Below are 20,427 nucleotides of genomic sequence, written 5' to 3'. Positions count from 1 at the left end.
AACAGACCAGGAAAGTGTAATTTACTGTGATTTAAATATGGCTAATAACCAGCAAAGAGTTAATGGATAGTATTATTAAATAGTAGAGCCTTTGGCAATGGCACGGATTGCAAATCCGCGCCAGCTTGGTTAGCAACCAATTATGAAAAAGATAGTAACGTTTTTAGTTTTGATTTTCACTTTCGCACAAACATTTGCATGTGATTATGAAGAAATGTCATTTTTGTGGTGGTATTTCAAGAGTGATTTAATTTTTACAGGCAACATAATTAAGGTGTTTAAGAGTGATTCAGCATCTTATGACGTTCAAATTTTAATTGACAAAGTTTATAAAGGAAAAACAAAAGACACTCTGCAATTAACAGTTCACAGCTATCATGAGCATGGACGAATAATGTCAGATTGTGATGTTTATATGAAACCGAATGAAAAATGGTTGATTTATTCGAAAAAGGAAAATGAGAAATATTGTACAGGAGGGCAAGAATCTCGTTCAAATCAAATAAGTAACATCGTAAGGTATCACCCTAAGGACTTTGAATGGCTGGACAGTATAAATGTTAAAGTGACAGATTTCTATTGGAATTGGAATGAATATGATATAGCTCCAAAACCGAATCATATAAATTCTATTATCCAAGAAAATTTTAACACAACAACAGTTGATACTATTTTAATTAATGGCACCTGGGCATTTGTACTATGTAATATTGACCTAAATGGTTTATTAACTAAAGCAAATCTATTTTATTACCCTAAAGATTTTGAACATGAAACTACCAGTTTAATTTATGAAAAAATCCAGTATTTAAATCCTGAAGTGGAATGTTTGACAGACTTTCAGAAAGAAGCTGTGAGGATTACAAAAATGATTAATAACTGGACTCCAACAGTCTTCTGCGGGGAAAATGTAAAGGGGCAAGTTTTAATAAAATACTTTTACGAAAATGGAAAGATACAAACAGAAATAATAAATTAACTGGTGCTAACACAGTACATATTGCTGCGCTGGTATAGTGGTTCGCAACTGCGAAACGAAAATCCGCCCCGACAACATTTATTAACCGTTGCGAACAATATTAAAACTTTCAATAATGAATAAATATCTCTACTACTTCCTTTTACTGGTTTCATTTTTAGGTATTCCATATTTCTTTTATTGGATTCTTGACACATTGGTTAGTTTCAAATATGAGACTGATGGGAATAGTAGCATTTCGGGTTTAAGTGGAAAGGATTTATCAATACAATTAGAAGTATTTATGGGATTGACGGTTTTATCCTTCGTGATACTTTTATTATTGCTAATATTTAAAAAGAGAATTATAAAAAATGCTGTTGATGAATAACATTCCCGACAAAGTAAAAACCGAACTGCAGAAGCATGCTGACGAAAAAGTTCGCATCAGCAGTCAACGTTTCTTTAAGGAAGAGATAAATACCTATGGTGTAAAAACCCCTGTTGTGCACAAGCTCAGCAAAGAGCTTTACAAAGCTTTCAACTTTAATACCAAGCAGGAACTTTTTGATGCCTGCGAGCTGCTCTGGCAATCGGGTTATTTTGAGGCGGCCATTGTAGCCTGCAACTGGTCGTACTACATCAACAAACAATACGAGCCTGCCGACTTCGAAACCTTTGAGCGTTGGATTTCGAAATACGTGGATAACTGGGCCACCTGCGATACCTTGTGCAACCACACCGTTGGAGCCATTGTTTAAATGTACCCTGAATTTATTGCGCACTTAAAGAAATTCACACAATCGGAAAACCGCTGGATGCGGCGGGCGGCTGCCGTCAGCCTGATCATTCCGGCCCGAAATGGTAAATTCTTGGCTGACATTTTTGAGATTGCCGATCTGTTGCTCACCGATGCTGACGACCTGGTTCAAAAAGGCTATGGCTGGATGCTGAAAGTTGCAGCCAACAAACATGAACAGGAGGTGTTTGAATATGTAATGAAACACAAAAGCCTTATGCCTCGGACCGCTCTGCGATATGCCATTGAAAAAATGCCGGCCGATCTAAAAGCCCGGGCCATGGAAAAATGACACAGGTTGTCCGAATCTTAGTATCTTGAAAACCTGAAATCAAACATACAAAATGAAAGTATTTCGAAACCTCAGAGTCAAGTTGCTCGAAGAAAATAAGATCAGAAAATACCTGGCATATGCAGCCGGTGAGATACTGCTGGTTGTAGTTGGAATCCTAATCGCCCTGGGCATCAACAACAGCAACGAAAAACGCATCATCCGCGAAAAAGAACAAAAGTACCTTGCCGGCCTCTACCAGGAATTTAAAACCAGCCAACGAAAACTGGCGGAACTGATTGCTGTGAACCATCAGAATTACGAGGGTGCCAAACAGATTTTGCAATACATGTCGGGAGACAGTGAACTGCCCGACGAAAAAACGTTTTCTGAATTGTTGTTTGGTACTTTTGCTTTCGACGTTGCTTTTAATCCGAACAATTCGTTGCTCAGCGAAATGATCAACTCGGGAAGCGTAAAGGATATCAGAAATGCCGAACTGCGTATTCAACTCACCAACTGGATCTCGACACTGGAAGACATTGTCAAACAGGAAAACGATCTGGGGCTTCAGCGCGAAAAGGTAATTGACATATTCCGGTCGGACGAAAGCAGTTTGAGAACCGTTATGGATCTCTCAGGTGTTTCTGAGGGCGAAATCGGGTTAAAACCGGTAAGTCATCACATCAGCAACCTGAAACTGTTGAACTCGACCACCTTCGAAAACAACGTCCTGCATTTTGTGATCAGCTGCCGGGCCACCGAAATCTCGCATTACCAGCCACTCATGGAAGATTTGAACCGTATTCTGGAATTATTGGCAGCTGAAACCGGACGGTAAGCGCAACAATCGCGCTTCAGTGTAAATTTAGTTTAAAATGAAAAGCTTTTGTCAAAGCCTAAAAGCTTTTACCTGTTTCAAAACCATAGATTTTTGTATTTTAGGAGGAGTACATTTATTGCACTGTTGCACCGATAAAACACGATATGGGAAAAGAAAAATGGCTGGAAACGGGTTACAGGCACTTTGCCATGTATGGTCCCAATAATTTTAGCATTAACAAAATAAGTCATGAAATAGGATCGTCCAGGGCATCTTTCTATCATCACTTTGGTGAATCCGATATTTTTTTGGATGAATTACTAACTATGCACTGGGGCATAATTGACACATTTATTACAGCCGGTAAAATGGAGTGTCAAAATCTTTTACCTGACCTGTACAACTTGCTGGCAAAATATCCCGTTCCACTGCAATTCAATCTGCAACTTTTTCATAACCGAAATGTGCCTGACTTTAATCTTATATTTATTAAATCATACGCTGCCATTGCCAAGGCTTTTGCCCTGCAACTTTTTGCTGATGCCTTAGATCTGAATCCATCGTATCCCGGGGTATTTGATCTGTGGGTAACTGTTGGCGAAGCCTGGTACTCACGGCTCGATCCCAATGATTTGTCTGCATCAACCATGCAGGAACACGCCAGAGAAATTCTGCAAACTGTTACCCGTTTGAAGAACTCCAAATTGTACCTCTCGCTGAACCAGATTGCCTAAGCAGTAAAATGCCAGACCATTTGCTGTACAGGCTTGTCTAACATAAGCTTTTATTCTTGTTTACTTTTATCTCAGCAATGAGAAAAGAAATATACAAATTACTCTATCTGTTTATTATTCTTACCGGAGTTAAACATGGTTATACACAACAATTACCATCGATAAAAACCGGACACGATTCAATTTATTTCAGTAATCCGTATCCTTATATTTTACCCATTCTCGGGAGTAAAGTGCATCAGGCAAATATTAGACTGCCGTTCCCTGTCGGACTGATGTTTAATACACTCACAGGTCAACAAAACTTAGGCTTAAATAATATGCAGCTGGGATTTGGGAATGTTAATAATCCAACCCCGCCTGAGATGATAGATTTAAGTGATATCGTGAGTTTTGATGATATTACTGCTCAAACGGCAACCTTTAATATGAGGATTGATGCCTGGATATTACCTTTCTTAAATCTTTACGGAATTGTTGGTCAAACAAAAAAGGCTGATATCAATGTTAACCTGATTAAGCCCATCCCGTTGAGTGTATCAACTGAAGTAAGTGGGACATACATTGGTTATGGAGCAATGGCAGCTGGTGCCTTGGGCCCGCTATTTATCTCGCTCGATGTAAACCGAACCTATAACTATAATCCCCGCTTGGATAATCCGGCAAAAGTCTTAATCGCGGGACTACGAACAGGGCCGGTATTCAAATTCAAAAACAATCCTAAAATGAATATTTCGGTTTGGACCGGTGCAATGTACAGTTCATTTAACAGCAATACCTTAGGATCAATCAAGGCAATAGAACTAGCACCCGATGCACCAGCTGAAATAGATAAAATGATTGGAAATTTAGATGGTTGGTATGAGGATTTGAGTCCTGCCGATAAAATCAAATACTACCTGCCATATACTAAATTAAACGATGGGCTAACAAATCTTAAAAATGGCATTTCAAACGGTTACATTCGTTACTCCTTCAATAAAGCCATCGAAAAACCCTGGAATATGCTCGTTGGAGCACAGTGGCAAATAAACTACAGATGGCAAGTTAGGGCCGAAGCTCAATTTCTGGGCGATCGCACAGCGGGTTTGTTCTCACTAAATTATCGGTTTGGGATTCGTGGAAAAAACTGGTTTTCAAAAGATAATCCGGAAGTAAACTGAAAAGAAAGAAAACTAGTAACTACTAATACAATTATGAAAAAGAAAAGAATCATTATCCTGAGCACTGTTATTATGTTGTTTATTACCAACTTGGTTAGTGCACAGTTATTCAAAATCTCTGCATTTGGACAGAATGGTATTATCACAGGAGATTTTGCAAAAAGGGAAATCAACAGCAAAAACGCTGGTTACGTTGACTACGGATTTGTTGGCGGCATTGAGCTAAACTATTACTTTAATAACAAAATTGGGCTGGGATTAAGGTGGACAAGTAGCGAATATGAACGTAATACTGATACGTACCAATCTGACCTGCTGGACATGTTGGGAATTACGAATGACCACTATGATTTAACACAATCATATTCTTTTTGGGCTTTTGGCTCCGACATCGGAATATCATACCAAATGAATATTTCTGAAAAATTACAACTGGAACCATACATATATTTGGGTTACAAAGGTTTAATATCTCCGGGAAGTGAAATCATTTTCTCGCAGGATAATACAACCTTTCAATATAAAACCAAATCTCAGGCCTATTTGGGATTCAGCTACTCACCGGGTTTAAAATTGAACTGGAATGTTTGGAAACATTTTGGATTCTTTTTTTCGGCAGAATACGATGCTAGCTCCTTTGTGGAAGATGATGAGCGGAGTTTGTTATTTAGTTACGATACTTTTGAAATTACTGATACGCAGAAAAGTTACACAATTAATTCGGTGAACATTGGAGTGGGCTTGTCATTTCGGTTTGGAAAAGGATTGCATCAATAATATTTTTTATACTAAAAAAAACGGAGTGTCAAAAATATTGTAACTTAAACGACAACCAAAAACATATTATTCAAAAAGACCAATTTAAAAGTAAAAAAATTCAACTTCAAAAACGATCAAAATGAAATTTAAACTTCTACTAACCATCTCAGTCTGCATCTTTCTTATGTCTTGCAGCCAACCAAAACTCACACCCGGCGAAGCCAGGCAAATTGCTAAAGAGGCTTATACTTATGCCAATCCAATGGTCGACCATTATCGGGGGCTTTACAATTACTTCATCGACACAAACAATTCAGACTACAAAGGTCCCTGGAATAAAGTCATCAATATGGCAAGGGTATATACCCATGAAGACCGTACGATACAGACTGCAAATTCCGATACACCGTATAGCTTTACTTCCTTGGATCTGCGTTCAGAACCCATGGTTCTTACAGTTCCTGAAATTGAAGAAGGACGTTATTTCAGTGTGCAGCTTATTGATATGTACACCCATAACTTTGAATTTATCGGTACCCGAACCGTGGGCAATAACGGCGGTCATTTTCTTATTGCCGGCCCCGGATGGGAAGGTGAAATACCAGATGGTATCGAAAAGTTGATTCAAGCTGAAACAGAATGGGTGTTGGCAGTTTACAGAACACAACTTTTCAATCCTGAGGATCTCGACAATGTGAAGCAAACTCAGTCGGAGTATAAGCTTCAACCGCTATCTTCTTTTCTTGATTTACCCGCCCCGGAGGCAGCACCGGATATTCAATTCATTGAACCTTTAACGCAGGATGAAATCAAAGCGTCTCCAAAGGTATTTGAGCAGTTGAACTATCTCCTGCAATTCTGTCCTACCCATCCTTCAGAAAAAGAATTAATGAAACGCTTTGCTAAACTAGGAATTGGAGCTGGAAAAGAATTCAAATGGGACTCTTTTTCTCCGGAAATTCAAAATGCAATAAAACAAGGGATTGCAGATTCATGGGCTGATTTTGAGGCTCTTAAAAAGCAAGCAGAAGCCGGGAAATTAGGGTCTGCAGAAATATTTGGCACCAGGCAACACCTTAACAACAACTACAGCTACAGGATGATAGCTGCTATGGTGGGAATATGGGGAGCGAGTGCCGAAGAAGCAATTTACCCAAGCTATTATGTCGATTCGGAAAATGAACCCCTTAACGGTGCCAATACCTACACCCTTCGTTTTGAACCGGGACAATTACCTCCTGTAGATGCCTTTTGGTCTTTAACCATGTATGAGCTTCCGGCGAGCCTTCTCGTGGAGAACTCACTAAACCGATATCTGCTCAATTCACCCATGATGGATGATTTTGTTTTTGACGATGACGGAGGACTTACCCTTTATTTTCAAAATGAATCTCCGGGAAAAGAAAAAGAATCCAATTGGTTACCTGCACCCAAAGGACCATTTTCAGTTGTAATGCGATTGTATTTGCCGAAACCTGAGACCTTATCAGGAGATTGGGTAAGACCGCAAATGGTAAAAAGTAAATAAAAAATCACAGTTATGTTAAAAAAGATTTTCGCAATAACAGTTGTTGGTGCTTTTATTCTTTCGTCGTGTACCGAAACCTCGACGAAACAGCAAGCCATACCAACATACAAACAAACAACAGATATCCCGGAGGGGATAACTACTCCGGATAATGTATCCACCTCTATTGGTGAATTAAAATTCCTGGACGGTGCACCATTGCCTGAAACCGCTGAATTGGTTTATGATAATCTGGACAGAATGCGTGGCATTGATGTATTCTTAAAAGGTATACCTGCGGCATCAGCGCATCAGTTAATGGTGGGGCCCGAAGTATTGGGCGTGAATGCTGTCAATAAAGTTATCATGACAGAAGACCTGCTGGATTCAAAGCCTTTATTTCTTACCGCAAATACTTCAACGCTTTATGTAACACCTTACCTAAATTTAAAAGAAACAGGGCCGGTTGTTCTTGAAATTCCGGCTGGCATGTTAGGTGCATTTAATGATGCCTGGTTTAGATATTTATGTGATATAGGTCCAATGGGACCGGATAAAGGACAGGGAGGTAATTACCTGGTTGTTCCTCCGGATTATGAAGGAGAGCTACCTGATGAATATTTTATAGTTAAGTCGCCATCCTATAGAATTTTTACGTTCATGAGAGCTTCTGTTGCCAATGGACTTGACGTAGCAGTTAAAAATATCAAAGATAATATGAAGGTTTATCCATTGAGCCAAAAAGATAATCCCCCGGCAATGGAATTTATTAATGGTAGTGGGAAAGAGTTTAATACCATTCATGATAACGATTTCAATTTCTATGTTCACTTAAATGATGTTATACAGGAAGAACCTTTAGACCTTATTGATGCCGAAACCCGTGGATTACTTGCTTCAATTGGAATTGAAAAAGGAAAACCCTTTAATCCGGATGAGAGAATGAAGCGAATATTGACCGATGCCGTAGCCATTGCAAATGCTACTGCACGGAGCATTGTTTGGTATCCCCGCACCAGTGGTAGTGTGGATAACATGAAAGGTATAGAAATATATCCGGATACAAATAGCGCTTGGATAATGGGATTTTTGGATAAGAATGTTTTCTTTAACGGAAAAGATGGAAAAACCATGAACTCCGATGCACGGGTAATGTTCCATTATCCTTATACTGCGGTAACTCCTGCAATGGCGGTGACTATCCCCGGTGTAGGTTCCGATTATGGCATTGCATATGTTGATGAGAACAAATTACCAATGGATGGATCGAAGACCTATAAAATCCACATACCGGCTAATCCTCCTGCAAAAGATTTTTGGGCATTAACCATTTATGATCCACAAACCCGTTCTATGCTTCAAACCGATCAGGTTTATCCTACGGTGGGAAGCCAGGACGAAGGGTTGGTGCAAAACGAAGATGGCTCTTTTGATATATATTTTGCACCGGAGGCTCCCGAAGGCTATGAAAACAACTGGTTGCAAACCATACCAGGAAAAAGCTGGTTTGTTGCGCTTCGTCTATACGGCCCATTGGAACCCTGGATTGAAAAAACCTGGAGACCGAGTGAAATATTGGAAGTGAAATAACAATAGTGATAATGCAAAGTTTCCCTGATCAACAACAGAATGCGGGGAGACTTTTTTACTTATCCTATTAAAGGAAAACAATGGCTAGGCATTCAAAATTTGTATTATCGTGTAGTACATTTGAAAAGCTTTGAAGAAACAGTTTTCAAAAAAAGAGAATTCGTTTAACAATAAAAAGGAACAAAGAATTTCAATACGGCTATTTATGAAAAAAGCATCAATTTTCTCAGTTCTAATTTTTCTAATGAGTATTAGCTTATTCGGTCAGCAATTTCAAAAACCGTCAGAAGGAAAAACTTTGGTTTATTTCGTCCGGTATCAGGGTTCGGTGGCCTTAATTGACTTTAAATATTTCGATGGAGAAAAGTACCTCGGAAGAGTCAGTGGGAATAATTACGTTCTCTACGAATGCGATCCTGGGGAACATGTATTCTGGGTTTTAGCAGAAAACCAGGAGTTCATCAAAGGAAATTTCAAGCCAAATTGTACTTATGTTATTGAGGTACGACCTTTTCAACGGGTAGTAAGTGCAGGGGTTAACCTGTTTCAGATTTCCCCTGACGATAAAAAGGCATTAAAAAGTATTAAGACTTTATTCAGTAAAAAAGAACCGGCAGAATTGAAGGGGCAGGATGTTGATCAAAGTATACATATCAATGCCGCTATGGGCCAGTTTCATTCCGGCAAAGGGAAAGTGAGGGAATTTAATACGGAAAGGACATTTTGATTGTCTTGATTGAACTACATTTTAAATGAAGCGTAGCAATTTTTGAAATATTAGAAATCCAAAAAAATGAAAACAAAAACGATAATTAAATCAATTGTACTTCTATGTATCTTTTTCTTTATTTACTTGCCAGACACTTTTTCTCAAAACGGCTCAAATCCTAAATTGATATTACAAATAACTGTTGATCAATTAAGAGCCGATATGCCACGAACCGTTTATGACCGTTTGCCCGAAGGAGGATTTAAATATTTATATCAGCAGGGAGTTGTTTACGAAAATGCCCACCATCGCCACGCCAACACCGAAACGGTTGTTGGGCATACAACTTTAGCAACAGGCGCCGATCCTTCAGAACATGGAATGATTAGTAATTTATGGTACGATAAAGAATTGAAACGTACCGTTTATAATGTGGAGGATTACCGTTATCCGTTGATTGGTTCAGGTTTAGGTGTTGACAAAAACACAGAGATTGATCCAACTCAGGCGGCTGCTTCTACCGATGGAAGATCACCTTCAGCAATAGTTTCAACCACATTTTCCGATGAATTAGCCATGTTTACCAATGGCAAGTCAAAAGTATTTGGTGTTTCGGTAAAGGATCGTGGCGCAATTCCCATGGCTGGGCATGCCGGCAAAGCATTCTGGTTTAGTAAAGCCACCGGTGGATTTATAAGCAGTACTTACTATTACGACAACTATCCGGATTGGGTGAACAAATGGAACGGAAAAGAAAAGTTTAAAGCCTATGCCAATACAAGCTGGGAGTTAACCTACGACATTTCAACCTATATGCATGGAGAAGAGGACGACGTGCCTTATGAAACAAATCTGCCCGGGTATGGAGTAGTATTTCCCCATAATTTTGGAGATACGGATAATGGCTATTTTACAACATTTTTGACGCTTAGTCCGGCAGGAGATGAACTGACATTGGATTTTGCAAAAGAATTAATCGTTGCCGAACAATTGGGTACAGATAATATTACCGATTATCTATCTGTCAGCTTTTCATCAACCGATTATATCGGACATGCTTTTGGCCCGGCAAGCCTGGAAAGCGAAGACAACCTGATAAAGCTGGATAGAACACTGGCTGAGCTAATCAGTTTTGTGGATGAAAAAGTTGGACTGGATAATGTACTCATTGTTCTTGCTGCCGATCACGGAGGGCCTGATGTTCCTGACCGCCTGAAGAAGTTTGGCATTGACGCTGGCTATTTCGATATAAATACGGTTGACACATCAGCCATTAGCCAGGTATTTAAAAAGAAGTTCAATCTCACCGAGAAAATTGTTTCCGGCTATTTCCATCCTTACGTTTATTTAAACCGCGATATCATTGAAAAGAATAGATTAGATATCGATGAAGTTTCCCGGACGCTGGCGTATGAATTACAAAACCAGGAAGGCATTGCTTTTGCCATTCCTTCTATTGATTTGCTGGAAGGCAAACTTGCAGACACTGAACTGAACAGGTCGGTATTGAGGAACTATAATCCTAAAAGATCAGGTGAAATATACATTGTAAATGAACCCTATTGGTACATCAATGATTTCGATGGTTTAGAAGTGGCCAGTACACATGGCTCACCCTGGAAATATGACACTTCTGTTCCGATAATTTTTGCAGGAAATGGTTTGACTCATCATACTGTTTTTCGGAATGTAGAAACAGTTGATATCGCATTAACATTATCCAATTACATAAAAATAAAAATACCATCGGCCGCTGCCGGACAACCCCTGGTAGAAGTATTGAATAAATAAAAACGATATACAGAAATCACATTGATGAATAATAATTGATTAAAAAATGAAAAAGTTAATTTTTTGCATTACACTATTCTTGTCCGTGGCAGCTACTGCTCAGGACAATGCAGTACTTGATAAACTTAAGGAATTTAATTTTCCGGCCGAATTACTTGCGAAAAGTATTGGAGGTGCAGATACTGATGGAGATCATTCCTTTAACTTAACAACGACTGCTGATATAGATGCTGAGATCATTGTTGAAGAGGCAAAGTATGACCCAACGCAAAAAAAGGGTGAACAATGGATTCTGTTGTCTTATAACGGAAAAGATCCTTCAAAAAAGGAGATTAAACAGTTCAAAAAGGATCACAATATGAAAGAAGAGGAGATTAAAGCGAAAATCGACGATTCTTCCTGGGATATAGAATCCGACAATAACGATTACCTGGTGGTTAATTTTAGATACGATAGTTCTACCTTAAAATGGCGATATAAGTATCTGGCAGATATTAAAGGCAAAGCCTTCTTAAATAAAACTACCAAACAGCTTGAAAAAGTTGAATATGTAAATGTCAAACCAACAAAGATCAAACCTTTCAACGTTGATAAGTATTCTCTGGTTGTAGACTATATATTTAACGAAACAGAAAAAGTATACCAGGTAGAAAAGGAAGAAATAAACATGAATGCAAAAATGCTTGGACAAACAGTGCCTGTAAAATTTACTTCTGAATATTCTAATTATAAAAAAATATAAATAGCTTCATTTTCACCCGACAAGGAATAAAGAAATAAATTGACCAGGGATTGTTAAAAGAATTGCAACAAACTTATTCTACTGAAAATTCAGGTTCCTGAGCCTCGTCAATATCTTCTTCAATCGGGTTTCCTTCAGGCTTTTCTTCATCTTCAAACGGATTTTTACCATCTGTAAAAATCGGGTTGTCTTTGCGGCTTTCTTTATCCAGAGGAACGTATCCTGATGGTATTCCTGATTCGGATGCTTCATACGGGAAAACATCAACAATAGTGCTCACTGTAAGCGCCGAAACCACGTAAGGAATAACCAGAAATTCGAGGCTTTCTTCCAAGCGCAGTAAAGCTTCTTTCAGGTCGTCGGCCATGATCATGTAGTAAGTACGCATCTTTTTTTCCTTGCCGGCGTCTTCGTCAACCGTTACCAGGTTAATGGTAGCTTTAAACCACCACTCGCCGTTTTCGAAAGGAAATACTTCGGCTATTTTCGATTTTTTGATATCCACGATCTGGAACTCGCCACCCCGCACCATTTCCTGCATTTTGCGAATAATACGCGTTTCAGCATCGGTATACGATACTGCGTCGAGCAGGAAACTCTCGGTTACCATTTGTTCCTTACCGGTTTGAGAAACCTTTGAATATTTTACTTTACTTTCGAACCAGGTCTGCATCATGATCATCAAATTTTAGAGTCAGCAAAAATAACGATCGCTGGTTTTCACGATCGAAATAATCCGTTTAGTTATCAACAAAAAAACCAGTCGCCTTTCGACAACCGGTTTCGTGTTTTTCTAATCTAACTAAACTAACGTAAACTACCCTTGACCTTAATTGAAGTTAAATCTATAATAACAAGTTAATTAGTTTCGCTCAACACCTGCAGCTTTTGAAGAAAGGCCCCGCCCACTGGCGGGGCCATAAAACAGACAGCTACAGACTTAAAAGCTGAAGAAGATTATTAATTATAGGCACTTTCACCATGTTCGTAAACATCGAGGCCTTCTTCTTCAATGCGCTTAGAAACGCGCAATATATTTAGTTTCTTCAAGATGAAGAACAAGATCAAACCAAGACCGAATGCCCAAACAAAAAAGGCAAGAACGCCAATTGCCTGGATACCCAGTAATTTTGCACCACCGCCGTAGAACAAGCCTTCAGAAGTAGAGAATAAACCTACTGCCAAAGTACCCAGTGCACCGCTCACTCCGTGAACAGAGATAGCACCTACAGGGTCGTCAACTTTTAATACTTTATCGATAAACTCAACTGCGAATGGCAATACAAATCCGGCGATGATACCGATAAAAAGCGCACCCATTGGGTTTACAGCATCACAACCTGCAGTAATGGCCACCAAACCGGCAAGTGCACCGTTCAACGAAATCGACAGCGCAGGGCGCTTATAACGGAACCACGATACCAGCATAGCCGTAACAGCACCTGCAGCAGCAGCCAGGTTAGTGGTAACTGCAATGTGACCAATAGCAACAGCGTTGTCGGTACCGGCAGCAGCTAACTGCGAACCAGGGTTAAATCCGAACCATCCGAACCACAGGATGAATACACCCAGTGCTCCCAATGCCAGGTTGTGACCCGGTATTGCTTTTGCTTTTCCATCTTTTCCGTATTTACCGATACGCGGGCCGATAAGTGCAGCACCTGCCAAACCTACCCATGCACCAACCGAGTGTACGATAGATGAACCGGCGAAATCGTGGAAACCAAGCTGGCTTAACCATCCGCCACCCCATGTCCAGTGACCTGAGATCGGGTAAATCACTACGGTAATAACGATACTAAATATTAAATAAGATTTGAATTCTGTTCTTTCTGCCATGGCTCCCGATACGATGGTAGCGGCAGTAGCAGCAAATACTGTTTGGAAGAACAGGTCGGCATAATCAGAATAATTGTCGCCAAAACCATCGCTCATAAAGAACAGGTCAGGCATTCCGATAAATCCACCAATTGAATCACCATACATAATGGTGAATCCGATAATCCAATATAGTAATGAACCGATTGAGAAGTCCATTAAGTTTTTCATCAGGATGTTTGCGGTGTTTTTCGAGCGGGTAAAACCAGCTTCCACCATCGCAAAACCGGGTTGCATAAACATTACCAGAAATGCAGCAACTAACAACCACATATTGTCGATACCTATTTGTAGGCCTTGTAAAGTTTCTTCCATGATAATCTAATTTTTTTGCAGTTATTAATTATTCTTCTTTTCCTTTAATGAATAGCGACTCGTCACCCACTTCACCGGTTCTGATTCGGTACGATTCTTCGATAGGAAGAATAAAGATCTTACCGTCACCGATCTCGCCGGATCTCGCTGCACCAAGGATTGCAGAAACTGTTTTCTCTACGTTCTTGTCACGAACTATAATTTCAAGTTTGGTACGTTCGATCGAACTGGTGTCGTAAACCACACCACGGTAAACACGGCCTTCGCGTGCCTGACCAACACCTCTTACATCCCAGTAAGAGAAGAATTCAATACCAGCTTCGTAAAGTGCTTCAGTCACCTCATCGAATTTGGTTTTGCGTATGATTGCTTCAACTTTTTTCATTATCTGTATTTTTTTAGTTTATAGTAAGGTGTAGCAGACTACACCTTACTTTTCATTTTTTTAGAGAGAAATTCCAACTGTGATAAAGAATCCGCCGGTAGATGGATTGAGAATTACAGCACCTGAAACAGGCAATGAGAACGATTCAGTGATGGCAATTTCTTTTGAAGTACCAACAGCGATGTTACAGATATTGAATTCACCATCGTCGGTGTACTGACCGGTTCCGCCACCAAGAGTTAAATCTACTGAACCGAATGAATAACCGGCTTCCAGGTATAAGTCTCCTGAATCATCGCCAGTTCCGGCTCCTTCATAAAACATGTATGCACCTGTAAGTGAGAAGTCACCCAATCCAAGTGAAACCATTGGTTCAAAGAAATGGATACCGTCATCTTTGCTAAACTTGGTCCAGTCGCCACCGAAATAATAGTCGGTCAGGGTAAGACCCAAAGTTGAATTCTCGCCCAACGCAAATTCGTATCCGGCGTATAAGTCCATTTCAAAACCTTCAAGATCTGATGAGCTGACAGATCCCCAGGCACCGATGGCAAAACCACCTGCACTCATTTCAACATAAGGCTGGAAAGCAGGGCCTGAACCAAATTTGGCACCACGCCAAATGTAGCTTGAGTAAATGTCAAGTCCAGTGTCCCATTCCTGAGCTTTTGCATTGGGGGAAAACAATGTTACCAATAGTAACATACTAGCAGCAACCAGTAGTGTCTTTTTCATAATAGTTAAATTTAAAGTGTTAAACTGTCTTTTATATTTTGTTCGGTTTTTCAAATAAACCCCTCTTTAAAATGAGGCCTGTTTTCGGTTTTTTATATTTTATCGAACCTTTACCCCTTATTTTTTCTTTTCTGGTTCAAAAAAATGTATTTTTTGTGAGGACACCCCCCATTTCGACATATCAAATCACTTCGCTTAACAAATTATTAATATTTGAAACATTTTTTGTCCATTTTGATACATTTCAACCTCATAACGTGACTATTTTATACAACATGACACAGATTGTTGTCTATGGCATCGAAACAAAAGGAAAAAAAAAGACTGCTAAAGTGAAGTAAAACTGAAGTTTACAACCTTTCTTACTGTTTGGGAAACAAAAAAGAAATACAGACCAGGTTATGGCCCGGATAAAGAAGGGGAAATGTTAAAAAGCGGGATCTTACAAAAAGTTAGCGCAAAATTAAGAGGTACATTTTCTGAAACCGGGAAGCTCGTTTGTTCGGATTCAGGAAATTGATCGACTGGCTGGTCACTTTCTTATGCTGAGTAAATTCATGAGCCACCTCCATGGTTATTCCCATTTCCTGCATTTCCTCGTAACCGGCTTCGGTGGTATAAATCCAGGCGCCGGGATGTGGCAGGAAGTCTTCAAGCATCTCCTGCGTTTGCAAATAGGTGCCGTACGAATCGGAATAAAACAGCAATTCCCATAAACGGGCTTTTTCGCCGTAGATATTTAGCGTAGCTCCCGATTCGGCTTTTTCATTAAAAATTTCGGCGGCTTCTATCGAAGTTTCGTATTTACACATATTGGGCAGCATGTTGTAATTAATGGTAAACAACAATGCCGAAGATGCCAAAACCAACATCAATACCTGTTTTTTCAGATCTGCTTTTCTGAAAACAAGGTAAATCGATCCTCCCGCCATCAAAATTAAAAGCACCCAGTAAATAATTCGGGTTTCGGGGAAAAAGAATCCTGACATAAACGGGATCATGGCCATCAACAAAACGGCAATCACTTTATGAATAATGGAAAGCACTTTTTTCAGTTTCGCATATTGTTCTTCAGTAAAAAACCGGATCGTCCACTTCGAAGTGATGATAAAAAGAAATGGTACGGCGCTTAACATGTAGTGCGGATTTTTTTGTTTCGCCACACTCAGAATACCAAGAAAAAATACAACTGCAGCCAGATTAGCTACCTCAATCGTTTTAATCTCTGATTTTTTTAAGCTGATCAGGCTTTTGATTTCACTGAACATGGCAACCAGCATAAATACCGACCAGGGCAGCAACATGTACATCGAGGTGTGCAGGTAGAAAAAGTAATCGGTATTGGTTCCCTGGTATGAGCCCGTAACGCGCCCCATATTATTGGTCCAGAAATAGAATTTGATGCCTTCGAGCCCAAACTGCTGAAAAAGACCTAACAAAGCCGGTATAATAATAATGCCTACAATAACGGCAGCAACAATCCAGCGCAGGTTAAAAATTTCGCGCCACTGTTTATGCACTAAAAGATTGGCACCAACGGCGAATGCAGGAATCAGCATTCCTACCGGCCCCTTTGTCAGCATCGACAAACCAACACCAACGGCTCCAAGTATAAACTGATACCATTTTTTTTCGCGGAAAAAAGTCATAAACTGCCAAACGGCGAACACCACGAACGAAACCAACATCGTGTCAGTATGAATATCATTGTGAAAATGCAGGTAACTGAGCGAGGAAGCCCAGAAAATGGCTGCAAGCAGCCCGGTTTCTTTTCCGTAAAACAGTTTTCCCAAACGGTAAGTGGAATAAACTCCTAAAAACGAAACCAGGATAACGGCTACTTTATAGCCGATGGTCGAAACTCCGAAGATATTAAAGGTTATGGCTGCCAACCAGAACAACATTGGCGGTTTCTGATCGTAAGGCTCACCGCCTATTGTCAGGTTAATCCAGTCGCCATTATGCAATATTTCGCGACCAACTTGTGCATACTTCGCAGCGTTTACCAACAAAGGCACCGGAAGCGAAGCGATTATAACCAAAAGAATAACTATAACAACGGTAAAAATAAAATTACGATCCTTCAACATATCGGTAAGTTCAAATAGCTTAAAAACAATAAAAAACTTAAATTTGGCGCAATTTAGCATTAAACACTGATATGAGTAGAAAGGTTACGCCAATTTTAATCACCGACATTCTGGTTTACGGAATCATTATTTGGTTCATTGCTTTTGCAAAATTCAAAAGCATTGAAAGTTACGAAGCATTTCGTGTTGTGGTTCGCGAAGACGGATGGGTAGAATACCTCACGGCATTGTTCCTTTTACTGGGAGCGATTGTGCTCGGAAGCAATGCCATTAAATCAATGAGACAAAACGACAAGAAGCAGCTCCTGTTTTTTACGCTGGCCAGCCTCGTTTTCATTTTTGGCGCGGGCGAAGAAATTTCGTGGGGACAAAGAATATTTGGCATTCACACCAGCGAGTATTTTATGGAACACAACTACCAGGGCGAAACCAATCTGCATAATTTAAAAATAGGTGGTGTCGACCTCAACATCCTGATTTTCTCGAACCTGATGTTCATCGCACTGGCTTTTTACTTCATCATCCTTCCTTTATTGGTGTGGAAAGTAAAATTCATCCGGAAACTGGTCATTGATTTTGGTGTTCCGCTCCCCCGACTTCACCACATTATTTTACTGCTGGTCACCAACATTTCGGTGCCCTTATTAATTGGCATGAAAAAAGAAAGCGAATTGCACGAGTTGGCACTCACCGGAATTCTGTTTCTAGTGTTTCTGAATCCGGCAAAAAAGGTGTTTAATATTGAACTAAAAAAGGAAGAATAAAACCGTTTTAGCTTTTAAGTATTTTTTCGTCTGAGTTCCAGGGCTCGATAAATACCCACAAAAGAATAGTCACAAACATGGCTTCCCAAAGCTCCCAAATACGTTTGTCGGGAACCATTAAAACCAACCCTGTTGCCAGCAACATCACCACCGATTGCTTTATTTTCGGAAGTTGTACGCCGAAATTATCGATCAGGGCCTGAAATTTATCCCATTTACGGTAAAGCAGTTGTGCCAGCACAAAATAGAAACCGAAAATAATAACCAGACCCTGCGAAAAGATCAGCTTATTAATATTAACACCCCCCACTTCCAGGTTGTGCAGATTGGTTTCCTGCTGAATATTATTGGCGGCAAAAAATTCACCCGACTGAATGGAGAAAATACGCTGCCCCCACGAGATCTCTTCTCCAAATCCGAAGAATGCTCCAACAACTATCAGAATATTCAGAACCTTCCACCAGCGACCACGCGTTTTGTGTTCTTTGATGTAACGAATCAAAAACAGTACTGAAATCGAAAGCAGCACCAGTGCCGTAATATTTTCGAAAATTCCATCTTCAGCTACCAGGCTGTGATAAAATTCATCGGTATAATAAAATGAGGTTGCGCCTAAAAACGAGGCGGCTAGTAAAACGTACACTACAATTTTTATAATCTTTTCCATACTAATCTTTAAAATGTGCCATTTACTGAGTAATAAAATATTGTTCACTCAATTTTAATAAGCGATGCAAATTTATATAATATTACTAATTGTCTGCTGAAAATTAGGCACGAATGCCACCTCCTGTCGCAAAAATAGAAAAGCTAAGTGTACAAGTACCGACACAAATTCAGGCAACAGCAAGCAAAGCCAACAGACATAGCAAAATGTTTAAAATGGAAACCTTATCTTTGTGAAGCTTGAATTCAGGATTATTCAACATCCTTCGGTACTATACATTCAGGCAATGCATAAATAGAACAATATGAAACTCTGGGACAAGGGAACACCCGTCAATAAAGCGATTGAAGATTTTACCGTTGGCCGCGACCGCGAGCTGGACCTCCTTTTGGCGACTCACGATATACTTGGATCGATGGCGCATGTAACCATGCTCGAATCGGTTGGACTGATCGGCAAAGAAGAATTACCTGTGCTTCTGAAAGAATTGAAGCGCTTGTATAAAATTGCTGAATCAGGCGCTTTTAAAATCGAAGACGGTGTAGAAGATGTTCACTCGCAGGTAGAATTTATGCTGACCGAAACGCTTGGCGATCTGGGTAAAAAAATCCACAGCGGACGTTCGCGTAACGACCAGGTACTACTCGACCTCAAATTATTTACGCGCGATGCCATAAAGGAAATTACCGAAAGTACCGTAGCTCTAATCGATATTTTGCTCGAACGTGCAGAGGAGCTGAAAGATGTGCTGCTGCCGGGTTACACCCACCTGCAGGTAGCCATGCCTTCATCTTTTGGACTGTGGTTTAGCGCTTATGCCGAAAGCCTGACTGATGACCTGGAATTGCTGCGATCGGCTTATAAAATTACCAACCAAAATCCACTGGGATCGGCTGCAGGATACGGTTCATCGTTTCCGCTCAACCGTCAGATGACTACTGATCTTCTGGGATTCGAAAACATGAACTACAACGTGGTTTATGCCCAAATGGGACGAGGCAAAGTTGAAAAGATTGTTTCGTTTGCTCTTGCCAACCTGGCAGCCACCATTTCGAAAATGGCTTACGATGTTTGTTTGTACATGAGTCAGAATTTCAATTTTGTAAGTCTGCCAGCTGAATTCACTACGGGTTCGAGCATCATGCCACACAAAAAGAACCCCGATGTTTTTGAGCTGACGCGTGCCCGTTGCAACAAATTGCAGGGAGTGCCTGCACAAATCGGGTTGATCATCAACAACCTGCCAAGTGGTTATTTCCGCGACCTGCAAATGGTGAAAGAAGTTTTTCTTCCTTCATTTAAAGAACTGAATGACTGCCTGAACATCGCAGGACTTGCCTTGAAGAACATGACGGTTAATACCAAAATCCTGGACGATCCGAAATACGACTACCTGTTCAGTGTTGAGGAAGTTAACAAGCTTGTACTGCAAGGAGTACCTTTCCGTGAGGCCTACAAAATAGTTGGCGGCCAGATAGAAAGCAACACTTTCTCACCTGAAAAAATGGTGAATCATGTTCACGAAGGCAGCATTGGAAATTTGGCGTTGGATAAAATTCAAACCAAAAAGGAAAAGACCTTAAAAAGCTTCAATTTCCTTACCTTGGAAGAAGCCAGGCAAAACATGCTGAATACGGCAGGTTAAGTATCTGAAAACGTGACAAATGTCACGTTACTACATATTTTTCGACTCCTTAATAATGACTTTTCTCAAGAAATGAAAGGTTAATTGTATGTTATTTAACAG

19 protein-coding genes and 1 pseudogene are annotated in these 20,427 nt (G+C 40.0%); 14 read left to right on the top strand and 6 right to left on the bottom strand.

Annotated elements, in window-relative coordinates; all coding sequences use genetic code 11:
* Positions 1-142: 142 nt before the first annotated feature.
* The 12 genes and pseudogenes from HFD85_RS21080 (at position 143) to HFD85_RS21025 (ending at position 11,846) form a co-directional block, all read left to right on the top strand.
* A complete protein-coding gene (locus tag HFD85_RS21080; RefSeq protein ID WP_167614306.1) occupies positions 143-979 on the top strand; it encodes a hypothetical protein in 837 nt (278 codons plus the stop codon).
* A 115-nt stretch (positions 980-1,094) separates the two neighbouring features.
* Positions 1,095-1,349 (top strand): hypothetical protein, encoded by a 255-nt coding sequence (locus tag HFD85_RS21075; RefSeq protein WP_167614304.1) that lies wholly within the window; start codon positions 1,095-1,097, stop codon positions 1,347-1,349.
* Positions 1,333-2,049 (top strand): annotated as a pseudogene (locus tag HFD85_RS21805) (DNA alkylation repair protein). Before HFD85_RS21075 ends, HFD85_RS21805 begins: the two are co-directional and overlap by 17 nt.
* A 52-nt stretch (positions 2,050-2,101) precedes the next feature.
* On the top strand, positions 2,102-2,869 hold the full coding sequence (locus HFD85_RS21065; protein WP_167614302.1) for a DUF6090 family protein: 768 nt from the start codon (positions 2,102-2,104) through the stop codon (positions 2,867-2,869).
* A gap of 146 nt (positions 2,870-3,015) precedes the next feature.
* On the top strand, positions 3,016-3,585 hold the full coding sequence (locus HFD85_RS21060; protein ID WP_167614300.1) for a TetR/AcrR family transcriptional regulator: 570 nt from the start codon (positions 3,016-3,018) through the stop codon (positions 3,583-3,585).
* A 77-nt stretch (positions 3,586-3,662) separates the two neighbouring features.
* Positions 3,663-4,748 carry a hypothetical protein gene (locus HFD85_RS21055; protein ID WP_167614298.1) on the top strand — a complete coding sequence of 362 codons (1,086 nt, stop codon included), beginning with the start codon at positions 3,663-3,665 and terminating at the stop codon, positions 4,746-4,748.
* 33 nt (positions 4,749-4,781) lie between these two features.
* Positions 4,782-5,525 (top strand): outer membrane beta-barrel protein, encoded by a 744-nt coding sequence (locus HFD85_RS21050; RefSeq protein WP_167614296.1) that lies wholly within the window; start codon positions 4,782-4,784, stop codon positions 5,523-5,525.
* 121 nt (positions 5,526-5,646) lie between these two features.
* Positions 5,647-7,035, top strand: coding sequence for a DUF1254 domain-containing protein (locus tag HFD85_RS21045; RefSeq protein WP_167614294.1), 1,389 nt, complete (start codon positions 5,647-5,649; stop codon positions 7,033-7,035).
* A gap of 12 nt (positions 7,036-7,047) precedes the next feature.
* Entirely contained in the window at positions 7,048-8,604 is a 1,557-nt protein-coding gene (locus tag HFD85_RS21040) for a DUF1254 domain-containing protein (protein ID WP_167614292.1), read from the top strand.
* Positions 8,605-8,809: 205 nt separating this feature from the next.
* Complete coding sequence (locus tag HFD85_RS21035; RefSeq protein WP_167614290.1) at positions 8,810-9,331, top strand: hypothetical protein; 522 nt, start codon at positions 8,810-8,812, stop codon at positions 9,329-9,331.
* Positions 9,332-9,397: 66 nt separating this feature from the next.
* Positions 9,398-11,104 carry an alkaline phosphatase family protein gene (locus HFD85_RS21030; RefSeq protein ID WP_167614288.1) on the top strand — a complete coding sequence of 569 codons (1,707 nt, stop codon included), beginning with the start codon at positions 9,398-9,400 and terminating at the stop codon, positions 11,102-11,104.
* A gap of 46 nt (positions 11,105-11,150) precedes the next feature.
* Positions 11,151-11,846: a hypothetical protein gene (locus HFD85_RS21025; protein WP_167614286.1), complete on the top strand. Its 696-nt coding sequence runs from the start codon at positions 11,151-11,153 to the stop codon at positions 11,844-11,846.
* A 73-nt stretch (positions 11,847-11,919) separates the two neighbouring features.
* Here the strand turns inward: HFD85_RS21025 and HFD85_RS21020 are convergent, their stop codons facing one another.
* The 5 genes from HFD85_RS21020 to HFD85_RS21000 form a co-directional block, all read right to left on the bottom strand.
* A complete protein-coding gene (locus tag HFD85_RS21020; protein ID WP_167614284.1) occupies positions 11,920-12,522 on the bottom strand; it encodes a DUF4494 domain-containing protein in 603 nt (200 codons plus the stop codon).
* 284 nt (positions 12,523-12,806) lie between these two features.
* Positions 12,807-14,039, bottom strand: a complete 1,233-nt coding sequence (locus tag HFD85_RS21015; RefSeq protein WP_167614282.1) for an ammonium transporter — start codon at positions 14,037-14,039, stop codon at positions 12,807-12,809.
* Between the two features lie 28 nt (positions 14,040-14,067).
* Complete coding sequence (locus HFD85_RS21010) at positions 14,068-14,424, bottom strand: P-II family nitrogen regulator (protein WP_167614280.1); 357 nt, start codon at positions 14,422-14,424, stop codon at positions 14,068-14,070.
* A 60-nt stretch (positions 14,425-14,484) separates the two neighbouring features.
* Positions 14,485-15,159, bottom strand: a complete 675-nt coding sequence (locus HFD85_RS21005; protein ID WP_167614278.1) for a TorF family putative porin — start codon at positions 15,157-15,159, stop codon at positions 14,485-14,487.
* A gap of 452 nt (positions 15,160-15,611) precedes the next feature.
* Positions 15,612-17,249, bottom strand: coding sequence for an ArnT family glycosyltransferase (locus tag HFD85_RS21000; RefSeq protein ID WP_167614276.1), 1,638 nt, complete (start codon positions 17,247-17,249; stop codon positions 15,612-15,614).
* Positions 17,250-17,320: 71 nt separating this feature from the next.
* Here HFD85_RS21000 and HFD85_RS20995 point away from each other — a divergent pair, with 71 nt between their 5' ends.
* Positions 17,321-18,013 (top strand): hypothetical protein, encoded by a 693-nt coding sequence (locus tag HFD85_RS20995; RefSeq protein WP_167614273.1) that lies wholly within the window; start codon positions 17,321-17,323, stop codon positions 18,011-18,013.
* Between the two features lie 7 nt (positions 18,014-18,020).
* Here HFD85_RS20995 and HFD85_RS20990 read toward each other — a convergent pair whose 3' ends face one another.
* Positions 18,021-18,680, bottom strand: coding sequence for a hypothetical protein (locus HFD85_RS20990; protein ID WP_167614271.1), 660 nt, complete (start codon positions 18,678-18,680; stop codon positions 18,021-18,023).
* 304 nt (positions 18,681-18,984) lie between these two features.
* Between HFD85_RS20990 and argH the strand changes: the two genes are divergently transcribed.
* Entirely contained in the window at positions 18,985-20,325 is a 1,341-nt protein-coding gene (gene argH, locus HFD85_RS20985) for an argininosuccinate lyase (protein WP_167614269.1), read from the top strand.
* Positions 20,326-20,427 lie beyond the last annotated feature (102 nt).

The organism is Maribellus sediminis (assembly GCF_011799805.1).
GTDB lineage: Bacteria > Bacteroidota > Bacteroidia > Bacteroidales > Prolixibacteraceae > Draconibacterium > Draconibacterium sediminis_A.
This window is presented reverse-complemented; position numbering and strand designations above follow the sequence as displayed.

What these genes read in the sequence shown, in the direction of transcription:
- HFD85_RS21080 (WP_167614306.1), top strand. Translation starts at nt 143, where the DNA reads ATGAAAAAGATAGTAACGTTTTTAGTTTTGATTTTCACTTTCGCACAA.
- HFD85_RS21075 (WP_167614304.1), top strand. Translation starts at nt 1,095, where the DNA reads ATGAATAAATATCTCTACTACTTCCTTTTACTGGTTTCATTTTTAGGT.
- HFD85_RS21065 (WP_167614302.1), top strand. Translation starts at nt 2,102, where the DNA reads ATGAAAGTATTTCGAAACCTCAGAGTCAAGTTGCTCGAAGAAAATAAG.
- HFD85_RS21060 (WP_167614300.1), top strand. Translation starts at nt 3,016, where the DNA reads ATGGGAAAAGAAAAATGGCTGGAAACGGGTTACAGGCACTTTGCCATG.
- HFD85_RS21055 (WP_167614298.1), top strand. Translation starts at nt 3,663, where the DNA reads ATGAGAAAAGAAATATACAAATTACTCTATCTGTTTATTATTCTTACC.
- HFD85_RS21050 (WP_167614296.1), top strand. Translation starts at nt 4,782, where the DNA reads ATGAAAAAGAAAAGAATCATTATCCTGAGCACTGTTATTATGTTGTTT.
- HFD85_RS21045 (WP_167614294.1), top strand. Translation starts at nt 5,647, where the DNA reads ATGAAATTTAAACTTCTACTAACCATCTCAGTCTGCATCTTTCTTATG.
- HFD85_RS21040 (WP_167614292.1), top strand. Translation starts at nt 7,048, where the DNA reads ATGTTAAAAAAGATTTTCGCAATAACAGTTGTTGGTGCTTTTATTCTT.
- HFD85_RS21035 (WP_167614290.1), top strand. Translation starts at nt 8,810, where the DNA reads ATGAAAAAAGCATCAATTTTCTCAGTTCTAATTTTTCTAATGAGTATT.
- HFD85_RS21030 (WP_167614288.1), top strand. Translation starts at nt 9,398, where the DNA reads ATGAAAACAAAAACGATAATTAAATCAATTGTACTTCTATGTATCTTT.
- HFD85_RS21025 (WP_167614286.1), top strand. Translation starts at nt 11,151, where the DNA reads ATGAAAAAGTTAATTTTTTGCATTACACTATTCTTGTCCGTGGCAGCT.
- HFD85_RS21020 (WP_167614284.1), bottom strand. Translation starts at nt 12,522, where the DNA reads ATGATGCAGACCTGGTTCGAAAGTAAAGTAAAATATTCAAAGGTTTCT.
- HFD85_RS21015 (WP_167614282.1), bottom strand. Translation starts at nt 14,039, where the DNA reads ATGGAAGAAACTTTACAAGGCCTACAAATAGGTATCGACAATATGTGG.
- HFD85_RS21010 (WP_167614280.1), bottom strand. Translation starts at nt 14,424, where the DNA reads ATGAAAAAAGTTGAAGCAATCATACGCAAAACCAAATTCGATGAGGTG.
- HFD85_RS21005 (WP_167614278.1), bottom strand. Translation starts at nt 15,159, where the DNA reads ATGAAAAAGACACTACTGGTTGCTGCTAGTATGTTACTATTGGTAACA.
- HFD85_RS21000 (WP_167614276.1), bottom strand. Translation starts at nt 17,249, where the DNA reads ATGTTGAAGGATCGTAATTTTATTTTTACCGTTGTTATAGTTATTCTT.
- HFD85_RS20995 (WP_167614273.1), top strand. Translation starts at nt 17,321, where the DNA reads ATGAGTAGAAAGGTTACGCCAATTTTAATCACCGACATTCTGGTTTAC.
- HFD85_RS20990 (WP_167614271.1), bottom strand. Translation starts at nt 18,680, where the DNA reads ATGGAAAAGATTATAAAAATTGTAGTGTACGTTTTACTAGCCGCCTCG.
- argH (WP_167614269.1), top strand. Translation starts at nt 18,985, where the DNA reads ATGAAACTCTGGGACAAGGGAACACCCGTCAATAAAGCGATTGAAGAT.